The organism is Vibrio nigripulchritudo ATCC 27043 (assembly GCF_000222685.1).
Classification (GTDB): domain Bacteria; phylum Pseudomonadota; class Gammaproteobacteria; order Enterobacterales; family Vibrionaceae; genus Vibrio; species Vibrio nigripulchritudo.
Genome location: NZ_AFWJ01000054.1, coordinates 1 through 11,348, shown reverse-complemented (window position 1 = coordinate 11,348; position 11,348 = coordinate 1). Strand labels below are relative to the sequence as shown.

General features: G+C 47.8%; 13 protein-coding genes, 1 other RNA gene and 1 pseudogene. 5 read left to right on the top strand and 10 right to left on the bottom strand.

The features are described 5' to 3' along the window. Positions 1-426: YHYH protein (locus RH89_RS06615; protein ID WP_004400455.1), on the top strand; the 426-nt coding region annotated here is incomplete at its 5' end. A 56-nt stretch (positions 427-482) separates the two neighbouring features. Here RH89_RS06615 and tesB read toward each other — a convergent pair. After that, a complete protein-coding gene (gene tesB, locus RH89_RS06610) occupies positions 483-1,343 on the bottom strand; it encodes an acyl-CoA thioesterase II (protein WP_004400454.1) in 861 nt (286 codons plus the stop codon). Positions 1,344-1,490: 147 nt separating this feature from the next. On the opposite strand from tesB, the gene RH89_RS06605 reads away from it, so the two are divergent. Further along, complete coding sequence (locus tag RH89_RS06605) at positions 1,491-1,931, top strand: YbaY family lipoprotein (protein ID WP_004400453.1); 441 nt, start codon at positions 1,491-1,493, stop codon at positions 1,929-1,931. Positions 1,932-1,970: 39 nt separating this feature from the next. On the opposite strand, the gene RH89_RS06600 is transcribed toward RH89_RS06605, so the two are convergent. Beyond that, the gene (locus RH89_RS06600) at positions 1,971-2,273 is read right to left on the bottom strand and encodes an MGMT family protein (protein ID WP_004400452.1); all 303 of its coding nucleotides are present in this window, start codon (positions 2,271-2,273) and stop codon (positions 1,971-1,973) included. Between the two features lie 44 nt (positions 2,274-2,317). On the opposite strand from RH89_RS06600, the gene RH89_RS06595 reads away from it, so the two are divergent. From RH89_RS06595 to ffs, 3 genes are all read left to right on the top strand, one after another. Further along, complete coding sequence (locus tag RH89_RS06595) at positions 2,318-3,058, top strand: VP0952 family biofilm-associated protein (protein WP_004400451.1); 741 nt, start codon at positions 2,318-2,320, stop codon at positions 3,056-3,058. A gap of 214 nt (positions 3,059-3,272) precedes the next feature. Then, a complete protein-coding gene (locus RH89_RS06590; protein ID WP_050811507.1) occupies positions 3,273-5,213 on the top strand; it encodes a diguanylate cyclase in 1,941 nt (646 codons plus the stop codon). A 183-nt stretch (positions 5,214-5,396) separates the two neighbouring features. Next, positions 5,397-5,493, top strand: an RNA gene (gene ffs / locus RH89_RS29050) — signal recognition particle sRNA small type. Between the two features lie 198 nt (positions 5,494-5,691). On the opposite strand, the gene RH89_RS30105 is transcribed toward ffs, so the two are convergent. The 8 genes and pseudogenes from RH89_RS30105 to RH89_RS06555 all read right to left on the bottom strand — a co-directional run. Next, a complete protein-coding gene (locus RH89_RS30105) occupies positions 5,692-5,847 on the bottom strand; it encodes a hypothetical protein (RefSeq protein WP_004400448.1) in 156 nt (51 codons plus the stop codon). A 592-nt stretch (positions 5,848-6,439) separates the two neighbouring features. Further along, positions 6,440-7,294 (bottom strand): tagatose bisphosphate family class II aldolase, encoded by an 855-nt coding sequence (locus RH89_RS06585; RefSeq protein ID WP_004400447.1) that lies wholly within the window; start codon positions 7,292-7,294, stop codon positions 6,440-6,442. Next, on the bottom strand, positions 7,285-8,475 hold the full coding sequence (nagA, locus tag RH89_RS06580) for an N-acetylglucosamine-6-phosphate deacetylase (protein WP_004400446.1): 1,191 nt from the start codon (positions 8,473-8,475) through the stop codon (positions 7,285-7,287). The genes RH89_RS06585 and nagA overlap by 10 nt, the downstream gene beginning before the upstream one ends. Beyond that, positions 8,465-8,905, bottom strand: a complete 441-nt coding sequence (gene agaF / locus RH89_RS06575) for a PTS galactosamine/N-acetylgalactosamine transporter subunit IIA (RefSeq protein ID WP_004400445.1) — start codon at positions 8,903-8,905, stop codon at positions 8,465-8,467. The genes nagA and agaF overlap by 11 nt, the downstream gene beginning before the upstream one ends. Before the next feature lie 58 nt (positions 8,906-8,963). Beyond that, positions 8,964-9,848 (bottom strand): PTS N-acetylgalactosamine transporter subunit IID, encoded by an 885-nt coding sequence (gene agaE / locus RH89_RS06570; protein WP_004400444.1) that lies wholly within the window; start codon positions 9,846-9,848, stop codon positions 8,964-8,966. Next, positions 9,838-10,614 carry a PTS N-acetylgalactosamine transporter subunit IIC gene (agaW, locus tag RH89_RS06565; RefSeq protein WP_004400443.1) on the bottom strand — a complete coding sequence of 259 codons (777 nt, stop codon included), beginning with the start codon at positions 10,612-10,614 and terminating at the stop codon, positions 9,838-9,840. The genes agaE and agaW overlap by 11 nt, the downstream gene beginning before the upstream one ends. 13 nt (positions 10,615-10,627) lie before the next feature. Further along, on the bottom strand, positions 10,628-11,104 hold the full coding sequence (gene agaV, locus RH89_RS06560; RefSeq protein WP_004400441.1) for a PTS N-acetylgalactosamine transporter subunit IIB: 477 nt from the start codon (positions 11,102-11,104) through the stop codon (positions 10,628-10,630). A 2-nt stretch (positions 11,105-11,106) separates the two neighbouring features. After that, positions 11,107-11,348, bottom strand: a pseudogene (locus RH89_RS06555) (tagatose-6-phosphate ketose isomerase); the annotation flags it as partial.

Sequence of the window (11,348 nt, the reverse complement as noted above, 5' to 3'; positions counted from 1 at the left end):
GCCATGTTTGTGCAGAACTGTGCTGGTGGCAGTGCATCCCCCGTCATTGGTTTTGCTGCTGATGGATTCCCGATTTACGGCAGTTGTTTTGACGACAATGGCACAGTCAAAAAAGCCACACCAAGCTATCGGCTGAAATCGGGAACAAGGCAGGCAGTGTCGGGGTACACCACACCTGTGTCAGGGCAAGGCGTTGTAGCAAGTGCTAACTACGATGGGCAGTTCCGAGGAGACTATGAGTATGTGAATGGGCTGGGGGACCTGGACGAATGCAATGGAATGACGGTAAATGGTCAGTACGGTTATTACATCACCGACAGTTTTCCATGGGTGCTGAACTGCTTTAAAGGGACGGTAGATAACTCATTTTCACTCTCTGGTTTGTCACGAGCACACAGCCATGATGGGGAATACCATACCCACTAAAAACAAAAGGCAACTCAGTGAGTTGCCTTTTTTGTTTCGCGTCGATGTAAATCAGACTACTTGGTAAACCTCATAACACCTTCCTGAACGGCGCTTGCTACCATTGCTCCCTGCTGATTGAAAATCTCACCTCGTACTAAGCCGCGGGTATTGCTGGCGGTCGGGCTTTCAATCGCGTAAAGAAGCCACTCATCCATTTTGAAAGGACGATGGAACCACATGGAGTGATCGATAGTGGCAACCTGAAAGTTAGGCGTCATCAAAGAAACTTCATGTGGGTGAAGGGCGGTAACCAGAAAACCCCAGTCAGAGGCATAAGCCAGTAAGTACTGATGAATTAACTGATTATCAGGCACTTCGCCATTGGCTTTAATCCAAAGGTATTGAGTCGGCTTTTCTTTCTGAGGCTGTAACGGGTTTACGACCGTAACAGGGCGAACTTCAATTGGTTTTTCACCGCAGAAAGCCTGTTTGATTTTTTCTGGCAAATAGTCGGCTATTCGACTCGCCAGCTCAGATTCTGAAGCGTAGTTCTCAGGCCCTGCAATTTCAGGCATGGCGTTTTGATGCTCAAACCCCGGGGTATCTCCATGATAAGACGCAGTGAGGTAAAAAATCGGGCGACCATTTTGGATGGCTTTAACGCGCCTTGTACTGAAACTTCTTCCGTCTCTCAGGTTTTCGACATCATAGATGATGGATTTTTCCGGATCTCCCGGAAACAGAAAGTAGCTATGAAAAGAGTGTACAGTGCGGTCACTTTCTACCGTATACCGGGAAGCGGACAACGCCTGCCCAATAACTTGTCCACCATACACCTGCGGTAATCCAAGGTTTTCACTTTGTCCACGGAAGAGCCCCTGTTCTAGTTGTTCTAACTGCAATAAATCGAGCAGTTCGTCTAATGGTTTACTCATCGTACCTCCGTCAAAGTTGTGTCAATTAAATACCTTGGATAACGACAAAAAACAAGTAGTAGCGATATACTCAGCACCAATTCAAGTCGAAGTGTAAACTTGATGAAATCATTCTTTCATTGCGTCCATTAAACCAGGATAAAAGATATGAAAAAACTAATGGTTATCTTGATGACCGTCGCCGCTGGCTTAAGCTTATCTGGCTGTCAAAATGCAGAAGAATCGAAAGCTTCAGTTCAGGTAAAACCAGTGGAAATGGCGTCTGTTGAAGGCTCTCTGTACTACCTGGAACGCATGGCACTGCCAGACAACGCTTACGTTACAGTCACACTACAAGACATTTCCCTAGCGGATGCCCCTGCGGTTTTGATCACTAGCCAAGAATTTGAAACCAACGGAAATCAAGTTCCTTTCTATTTCAAGTTAGACTATGACAAAGCGAAAATCCTGCCTCATCATACATACAGTGTGAGCGCACGAATTGAGGTGGGCGGCGAACTCAGGTACATCACGGATACCGTATTCCCTGTCATCACAGATGAAAGCAAAACGCACAAGCTGGATTTGATGCTGGTTCGCACACGTTAAATCTAAGTCTGATCAGTGGCTGCCCGCTTGATTTTAAGCTTAGGGCTGCCACTGGTAATCTTTCAGCCGAACCTTTCCCGCCAAGTTCACGACAATCCCCTCATCCTCCAGTTTTACTTTCTGCCTGTCGTAAGCCGTTCCTTTTAATGAGATCTCTCCCTTGCTATTGATGACTCGGTGCCAGGGTAACTTGCTGCCTTTGGGTAGGTTTCCGAGAGCTTTACCTACATGTCTGGCATAGCCAGGATATCCTGCTAGCTGAGCTACCTGACCGTAGGTAGAGACCTGGCCATATGGAATTTGGTGAATTACTGCAAAGATTTGGCTTAAAAATTGATCCATACTGAATTGGTCCTAGTTCGTCCATGGAATAGAAGGAGAGAGCTATGGTGTTTTCGACGCTCCAGTTCATCATTACCACTTTACTTGCGATTGTATGTGCAAGGGCGATTAGTATGAGTGGTGGTGATATTCCAGTTCTTGCTTTGGTTATTCCTGCTTTGTGGATACTCCCTCAAGGGGGCGCAGCAGGGTTCATTTTACTTGGTGCTCTGGCAGTGTATGGTTTTACGCTTCCTTTGCAACCCATCGCCATGTCATTAAGTGTCTGGATCTTATTCCCGCTACTGATGGTGACGTTCTCCCGCCGTAGCAGTATTTATGTATTGATTACCACTGCTGCAACGGTTCTGGTGATGCAGGTTGGTATTATGGTGACTCAGGCAGAAGGTAAAATTCCCGGTTCGTGGGAAGTGACGTTAGTTCAAACGCTTTCGGTTATCGCGACTTGGTATGCAGTCCGCCATTGGAAGTCTTCGTCTCAACACAGCTGGTGGACACTTTCACTCATATTGGCACTGTGGCTGGCAGGCTGGACTCATGCCGCACTGATTGCTTTGTGCCTTGTGGGCATCATTGCGTCAGCTGAAACATTACCAAAACTGTCAAAATTCAATTGGAACAAACTGCTTTGCTGGACTCTTCCTACGGTGGCTTTTGCCGCTATGGTGACATCGAATACCGTCGAAATTCCCAACCCGGTGTTCGTGGTCTGGATATTCTTTTTGGGTACAGCTTGGGCAACCGATTACATCCTGCGTTCCGCAGATGAGCACGAGGATGCATAAAACCGTTTAGCTGTCGGCTCAATTTGATTCAGCAAGGTTATCAATTCTCCTCTTTTTGAACTAGCCTCACATTTTTGGTGTGAGGTTTCGTGTTTATTCTAGTAGCTCTTTTTTTTGTTACGTTTATGTGAAAGATAGGTGTGTTTTACGGCACAGAGAGCGATAAGTGAAAAAACTATTAGCCCTGATGGGTGCTTTTTTAGCGCTTCAACTTATGGGAATAAAAGTGGTTTATGGACAGAAACCTTACTATGTTGTCGCAACAGAGGCAGATGATGTAGTAACTCGCTTTCTTTTCGATGCCGTTGCCGAAGAGTTTTCTGTTGGGGTCGAGTACCGGGATATGCCGGATTTCGATTCTATTCTTGAGTCCGTTGCCAGTGGCGAAAGTGACTTTGCTGCAAATGTCACCCATACCGAAGAAAGAGCCAAGATCTTCGACTTTTCCGCTCCAACCAACATAGAGTACACCTACTTATTCAGCCCGTCGGGCATCAGCCTGATAGATGCTGAAGTGATTGGCGTGCCAAAGAACACCATCTACCCCTCTTTAGTAAAACAAAATTTCCCAAACGTCAGGCTGATTGAATACAACGGATTTGAAGAAGCAAAGAACTTGCTCATCTCTGGAGAGGTCAACGGTGTAATCGATGCCATCAATCAATTGAAAGCCATGCTGACGATAGGGCTGGACGCCCAGCTATTGAATGATCAGATTTCCATTAAGCCGGTGTCAATCATTGCCCGCAGAGGGCAACACGCATACATGATGGAGAAAATCGTCAAATTCATTCATTCAGAATCCATGCAAAAGCGACTTCGAAAACACATCAGTGAGTATCAGTTTGATATACGCAGAAGGGCGCTCAGGCGAGACATGCTAGTACTAGGTCTAAAATCGAACCAGACCTTCAGAGTCAAACTTGAAAACGCCTATCCATATGTTGAATACACCAAAGAAGGTGATGTTCAGGGGATCAGTGCGGATACTTTGCTGCAAGCCTGCCAGATCCTCACTTTTAACTGTGAAGTGGTGAGTACCGCCTACGAAAGCTGGGAGAGCATGTATGGCGATTTGATCAATAAGAAAATCGATATTCTTGCGCCGTTAACCATCTCTGAACAGCGCAAAAATATCGCTTATTTCAGTGTCCCGCATTACTTCCCAGAAGCGATCATCGTAAAGCGGCTGGGCTTCAAACCGGACGTTTACACCCATGTGTCAGAACTGATTACCGAACGAATTGGGGTGGTAAGAAACGATTTTTTTGATGAACTGCTAAGCCAGTTACTGCCACAAAAAACCTTTGTGCGTTACTCCAGCCAGGATGAGCTGGTGAAAGCGCTGGTTAACAATGAGATTGACTACATTGCGTTGGACAAAGCTTCCCTGAATATTCTGTTGAAAGAGCAGGAGCTGTTGCCCATTACTCAGGACTACAGTATCGAGAGTTTTCACAGTTCCGAAATCGCTTTGGGTTTTCCTAAAAATACTCGGGGAGAAGTACTTGCCGCATTATTCTCTCGTGCAATCAGAATGCTGGATACATCAAGCATCAACGACTTTTATGACAAACAGCCAGACTGGCGGAACACTCTAGAGAGAGAGCAGGAACTGGCAAACCAGACCAAGCGGCTATTTATTGTCGCGTTTCTGTTTATCTTGCTGGTGGCGTATTTGCTTTATCGCCAGGCGAATACCGACAGCCTGACCAAGTTAGAAAACCGACGTGCACTCAACTTAAAATATCGCCGTGGGATCAAGCCCTGGCAGACGGTGTTCTATCTGGACATAAACGATTTCAAGCAGATTAACGACCAGTATGGACACGACGTCGGGGACAGAGTGATTCAGACCTACGCCTCCATCATCAGAAGAAACTGGAAGGGCAACTGGTACCGAATCGGGGGAGATGAGTTTATTCTGGTCACCTCGAACCCGTTAGAAAACATCAATCGTGTTCTTAAGAACCTTCGTCTGTTTACCTTCTATCTGGAAGAAAGAGATCGCGATCTTTCAGTGTCTGTTTCGATTGGTGTATTTCAGCCCAGAAACAAAGAGTTCACGCTCCGAGAGATTCTCATCAAAGCCGATGAAGCCATGTATCAATCGAAACGCAAAGGAGAGCCAACCTTTGTTTCCGTCGATAACTGATGGTTTTCAAAAGGCATTTATTCTTCGCTAACTTTCAGAAATTGTTCACTTTGGGCAATCTTTCATCATTCAGAACAAGATTGGGCTAATTATTCGGTCATAGGGTTGCAATCGGGGCAAGGATACTGAATAATCCATCCTGCCTTCGGGGATACCCCTTTGGCTCTACAGAATCTATGGAGGCCCTGGTCCTCCCGCAACGATAGCTCGTGAACTCGGTCAGGCCCGGAAGGGAGCAGCCGCAGCGTGTAACTCGTGTGCCGGGATGTGGCTGGGGCTTCCACCCATTTGAAACGCCGCTTTTTAGCGGCGTTTTGCTTTTCTGAATATTATCCCCGTTCATACTGAACAACAGAATATCGTTTAGTGAAGGTGTTTGGTTGGAGTCAATGAAGGTGGATTTTCAATTTCAGCCACTTAACTCGCTTATATAAAACGTTTTTAAATGGCTGATTTGGAATAAGCAAAAGAAGGGTGGTTACTGCTCTTGGTTCAGCTTTTCTTGTTCTCTTTTTTTCTTCAACTTCCTGTCTTGGTCAAAATGCCACTTGATGGCGAAGTATCCGCCGATTAGTAAAACGATAACCTTGAACGCCATGGCGACGTAAGGGAAAAAATCTGTCCAATGACTCATCGTATTTCTCCGCACTATTACATTTCGTTATTTTTATTGAAGAGCGATACCACAAAACTGCTACGCACAACATTCGCCAACTGATACAGGTTAAACAGCAGTTTTCAAAACACCTGATATACCGGAAAGGTATCCGTACAATTTATCTTAGAGGATGCTCAAAATTAAGGGCTTGGGCGAGTTCATTTTGAACCGGTACTGAGGACCGACCCTGATCATGGAAGGTCGTTCAAGCCGTCAATATATTAATCGAAGTTTGTTATGTCAATCTCGAATGAAGGTCTTAATTTTTCACGTCCAATACTTTGAAAACACGGCGTTTGATACCGCATGTACCAGCGTTAAAACTTCATATGAAATCGTAGGAGGACCTCGATCCAAAGGAGTATTTCAGAAGGCGTATTAATTTCGTGTTTATAGTGCGTGAAGGATTCGAAAAATGATATCTGAAGCTAAAAAATAGGGGCTGAAAGTTCAGCCCCTGTATATCTGAGCAACCCGGTAGACAAGCTTCGACCTGGGGTAGGTGACTCAGGTATCAACACCTAATAGGGGGAGGGTGTTTAAAATAGGTTGGCTGAAAGTAAAAGCTTTAGAGCTTTCCTTCGCTGCCGCACATTTGGATTTTGTCGATCACGACTTGCTTCATCGCCGCTTTGCCGGGCGTGATGTATTTGCGCGGGTCATTGGCTTCCGGGTTATCGGAAAAGTGTTGTTTCACCGCATCAGAGAATGCGATTTTTAACTCTGTTGCCACGTTTACTTTGCACACCCCTAAATCAATACAGCGTTTTACTGCATCGTCTGGCACACCTGAAGCGCCGTGCAGTACCAGAGGAATGTCTACTTCTGCGCGAATCTTTTCTAATCGATCAAAGTCCAGCTTGGGTTCGGCTTTGTACATTCCATGTGCCGTGCCTATGGCGACTGCCAGTGAATCTATCCCTGTTCTGCGAACAAATTCTGCTGCGGATGTTGGGTCGGTCATCAGGGCATCGGCACTGTCGACGATAAGGTCATCTTCCTGACCGCCTAAGCGCCCAAGCTCGGCTTCCACACTGGCGTCATAACGGTTGCAGAACTGCACAATGGATTGGACAACTTCGATGTTCTGTTCGAATGGGAAGTGAGAACCATCAATCATCACCGAGCGAATGCCATGTTCAACTTTGTGGTGAATGTCCTGCTGGTCTTCGTGGTGGTCAAGATGCAGTACCAGTGGCATGGAATGCTTGTGCGCTGCCTCTTTACAAATACTCACCAGATAATCTGTTCCGGCGTAATCGTAAGTACCCGGTGTGCCCGCTAAGATGACAGGCGACCCCATTTCAGAAGCGGTTTCGACGATCACCTGCACAGTCTCAAGGTTATGGATGTTGAATGCAGGCACCGCGTAACCACCCTGTTGCGCACGTTTAAGCATTTCACGTGAAGATATTAGATACATAGAGCCTCCTGATCGGGTGTTGCAACTGCGTTGAATACGAGACGCCCGTTTACCCAAGTTTTATGAATAGAAAAATCGGAATTTAGTGCCACCATGGACGCGCGTTTGCCAACGTCCAGAGTGCCGAGTTGGTCTTGAATACCAAGCGACTGAGCGGGAGTCAGTGAAGCCATCAGCCAGGCTTGTTCAAGGGGAACGTTCAGCCATTGCTGAATATTGCTGACGGCGCTATTGAGAGTAAGCGTGCTGCCTGCCAAGCCACCGGAATCCGTTGTGACAACACCGTTTTTCATTGTTACTGTGTATTCCCCTAAACGATATTCTCCGTCAGGCATACCTGCTGCGCACATGGCATCGGTAATCAAAGTCAGGCGAGAACCGCAACAGCGGTGAGCGACATCAATCGCAACCGGGTGAACATGGTGGCCATCGGCAATCATTTCTACATAGCAATGAGGATGAACAAGACCCGCGCCGACCACGCCGGGGTCGCGGTGGTGTAATCCACGCATTCCGTTGTAACAATGGACGATACCGTTAGCGCCGGCGTCTAATGCCTGCTGCACCTGATCAAAACTGGCGTCGGTGTGCCCAAGCATGACTTTTATCCCTTGAGACCGAAGATATTGAATGGCTTCGATTGCGCCTTGCTTCTCTGGCGCTAGTGCGAAGCTAATCAATTGGTTATCGCTGTATGAGATCCAGTCATCAATTTCTTCAATGCTCAGTTCTCTGAACCATTGGGTCGGGTGTGCGCCTTTGTGCTTTTCAGTGAAATACGGACCTTCGAGATAAGCGCCAAGAATCTCCGCTCCGTCTACTCCTAGTTTTTTGCTTTGGGCGACCTGTTTTAAAGCCGTGCGAATCTTTGCAGGTGGCGCAGTAACCGTAGTGGCGACAAACGCGGTTACGCCTTGTTCGGCAAAGAATTGGGACATGGTATTCAGGCTGTCGTGACTGGCATCCATCACGTCACACCCTTTTGCACCGTGGACATGCGTGTCGATGAGCCCAGGCATCAGTGTGACCTGACCAAGATCAGTGGCGAAGTGATGTTCAGAATTGGCATAAGACTCAATGGCAGTAATCACTCCCTGCTCATCGATTGCAATAACGCCATCTTCCAACCACTGGTTGCCATGTAAGATGCGCTGAGCCCGATAGTACTGACTAGATCCCATCTTCTTCTACCGTGGTTGATTGGTTGGTTTTTTGACGCATTTCCGCTTCGAGTGAGGTAATACCCCTATGACCGCATTCCAGAGCTTGGTCTCGAAACTCAGTAAGGTTGAGTTCGTCACGTTCAAGCAGCATTTCGGCGACCATTTGCAAGTTGGTTCCGGTGACAACTTCGATATCATCTCGTTCTTGACTGATCAGAGAAGCGGTTCGGAAAGGAGTGCCTCCAAGGAGGTCGGTCAGAAATACGATGCCTTCACCGGTATCAATCGCTTCGATGGCTTCGCGCATGGCACTTTCTAGCTGAGGCGTGGTTGCCTCTTCGGGAAAATCGATAGATTTAAATTGTGGCTGGTCACCGATGATTTGTAGCATCGCTTTCTCGATACCTGAAGCAAACCCACCGTGTCCAGACAATATGACAGCAATCATGTGTTATTCCTCTGTGGGGCTGAAAGCTCAGCCCCTTCTGACGATTAAAAAAACGTGTTTACAAGAAGCCCATAAAGCGACCCACAACGCCAAGCGTGACGGTAATACCGATGAGTTTCAGCGGGCTCCAGCCTCGTTTCACCAGTGCGTACATAGCAAGGGTGTAAAGCAGAGGTAGAAATGCGGGCATCAGTTTGTCGATAACATCAGACTGAAGCTTGACCACAGCATCACCAGCTGTGATTTCAGCGGTGGTCGACAGGCGAACATAGGTGGCAACCAAAGCCCCGATAACGGTCATACCCACCATGGAAGCCGCATGTCCCACTTTTTTGGTGTTGGCTTTTATCACTGGAATGGCGGCAACACCCATGCGATAGGCGTAATGGGCAAGACCAAATCGCAGACCGAAATGCACCACGTTAAACAGAACCATGAAGAAGACCGCACCCATAATGGAGCCCTGAAGCGCCAGATCTGCGCCGATGCCTCCACAAATGGGCAGCAGCGTCAGCCAGAACATGGCATCGCCAATTCCGCCCATCGGTGCGCCGACTGCAATCTTGGTGCTCTGGATGCTGTTGATGTTCTGCTTTGAGCGTTCCATCGCCAGCACAATTCCCATCACAAAGGTGACCAGGAAAGGGTGGGTATTAAAGAAACCCATGTGTCCCTGCATGGCTTTTGAAAGATCTGCTTTGTTGGTGTGGATCTTTTTCAGGGCTGGGAGTAAGCCATACAACCATCCCGAAGCCTGCATACGTTCAAAGTTGAATGAAGCCTGAAGTAAAAGAGAACGCCATGCCATCTTGTTGATGTCTGCTTTGGTCAGCTCGGCACCAATCTCTTTGTTTTCGTATTCGTCTGGCGCAACCCCCGGAGCTGGCTGCACACCTGTGTTCTGACGGCGAAGGTCAATTTCGTTGCTTACATTAGATTCCATCTTCTAGATCCTCGGTTGGTGCAGTAACAGGGGTAGGTTCTGATTTGCGCATAAAGTCGATGATTGCCATGGCAGTCGCGGCGGCGGCTATCGCAAGGATTGGCAGTTCAAGCCAAGCGGCTGCGACAAAACCAAGGATGAAGTAAGGAATGTAGGCATTCTTCATCATGATCTTCATCAGCACAGCGAAGCCAATCGCAGGCATGATGCCACCGGCAACCCCTAAGCCATCAATCAGCTCCTTAGGAAGTGTGCTGACCACAGCCCCTGCGTGTTCTGCGCCAAGGTAGATAGGTAAAAATGCACACAGAAAGTAGAAGGAGCCAAGCACCGCGAGCGCAAAATAGTTCACTCGTTCGATGCCTCTGGTGTCTGCATCTTTAGCAAACGCATCACATTTAGACATCACTGCCGACATGGCAGAGAAAAGTAGGGTAATACCCATTTGCACCGCGACAGCAAAGGGCACGGCAACGCCAACGGCGACATTGGGTTCAACATTGGTGGTGATGGCAAACGTGGTACCAACAATGGTGCCGATGATAACGTTGGGTGGCTGAGCGCCGGCAAGTGGTGCTAGCCCCATCCATATCAGTTCCAACGTACCACCCACCAAAATACCCGTTTGCAGGTCACCCAGAATCAGCCCGACAAGTGGACCAAGCACCACTGGGCGGTGGAAGTGAGTGAGGCCATTGAATAAATCAAGACCAGCAAAGAAGGCGAGGATGCCAAGCATCAGTGCCTGTATGAATCCTATTTCCATAATTGTGTGTCCTTTATTGAATCAGCGTAAAGAGGTCGGTCGCGCTTTCTGTCGGCACACCCTGAACGGTGCAGCTCACGCCAAGCGCTTTGAGTTTTTGAAACTCTTTAACGTCTCCGGCATCCACCGAAACCGTTTTAGAAATCTGTTTTTTACCTTCCACGTAATGCATGTTTCCGACATTGATGTTGGTGATGGGCACGCCGCCCTCAACCAACTGGCGGAACTCTTTGGGGGTGCGGCACACCAGAAGGATCCGCTGTCTGTCGGCAGCTTTGTGAATCGTGTCGACGGTTTTCTGCACGGTCCAGAATCGGATAGCGATGCCGTCTGCCAGTACCATTTCCATCAGGTTTTGTTGAATGGTGTCTTCAGCGACTTCGTCATTAACAACCACCACGATATTGGCGTCCGCAAAGCCAACCCATTGCACGCCGACTTGCCCGTGAACCAGACGTTCGTCGATTCGACTTAAAACGATATTTGCCATGATTAATTCCTTTTATTGCCGTGGATAAATGGGTGGATGGTGACGCCTTGCACCACACGGTTAACTTCTCCGGTCGGGCATGGGTTGTCCGGTCCCAGCCCTAAGTGAAGGGATTTTTCAAATGCCAGCATTTGGCAGAACAAGATGTAGGGGAAGCAGAGCCAGGCTTCGCCAAGATCGGTTTTCCCCAGTTCGAACACGTCACTGCTGTCTAGTGCACCATCAGTAATCGCGATATGACGCA

What these genes read in the sequence shown, in the direction of transcription:
- tesB (WP_004400454.1), bottom strand. Translation starts at nt 1,343, where the DNA reads ATGAGTAAACCATTAGACGAACTGCTCGATTTATTGCAGTTAGAACAA.
- RH89_RS06605 (WP_004400453.1), top strand. Translation starts at nt 1,491, where the DNA reads ATGAAAAAACTAATGGTTATCTTGATGACCGTCGCCGCTGGCTTAAGC.
- RH89_RS06600 (WP_004400452.1), bottom strand. Translation starts at nt 2,273, where the DNA reads ATGGATCAATTTTTAAGCCAAATCTTTGCAGTAATTCACCAAATTCCA.
- RH89_RS06595 (WP_004400451.1), top strand. Translation starts at nt 2,318, where the DNA reads ATGGTGTTTTCGACGCTCCAGTTCATCATTACCACTTTACTTGCGATT.
- RH89_RS06590 (WP_050811507.1), top strand. Translation starts at nt 3,273, where the DNA reads ATGGGAATAAAAGTGGTTTATGGACAGAAACCTTACTATGTTGTCGCA.
- RH89_RS30105 (WP_004400448.1), bottom strand. Translation starts at nt 5,847, where the DNA reads ATGAGTCATTGGACAGATTTTTTCCCTTACGTCGCCATGGCGTTCAAG.
- RH89_RS06585 (WP_004400447.1), bottom strand. Translation starts at nt 7,294, where the DNA reads ATGTATCTAATATCTTCACGTGAAATGCTTAAACGTGCGCAACAGGGT.
- nagA (WP_004400446.1), bottom strand. Translation starts at nt 8,475, where the DNA reads ATGGGATCTAGTCAGTACTATCGGGCTCAGCGCATCTTACATGGCAAC.
- agaF (WP_004400445.1), bottom strand. Translation starts at nt 8,905, where the DNA reads ATGATTGCTGTCATATTGTCTGGACACGGTGGGTTTGCTTCAGGTATC.
- agaE (WP_004400444.1), bottom strand. Translation starts at nt 9,848, where the DNA reads ATGGAATCTAATGTAAGCAACGAAATTGACCTTCGCCGTCAGAACACA.
- agaW (WP_004400443.1), bottom strand. Translation starts at nt 10,614, where the DNA reads ATGGAAATAGGATTCATACAGGCACTGATGCTTGGCATCCTCGCCTTC.
- agaV (WP_004400441.1), bottom strand. Translation starts at nt 11,104, where the DNA reads ATGGCAAATATCGTTTTAAGTCGAATCGACGAACGTCTGGTTCACGGG.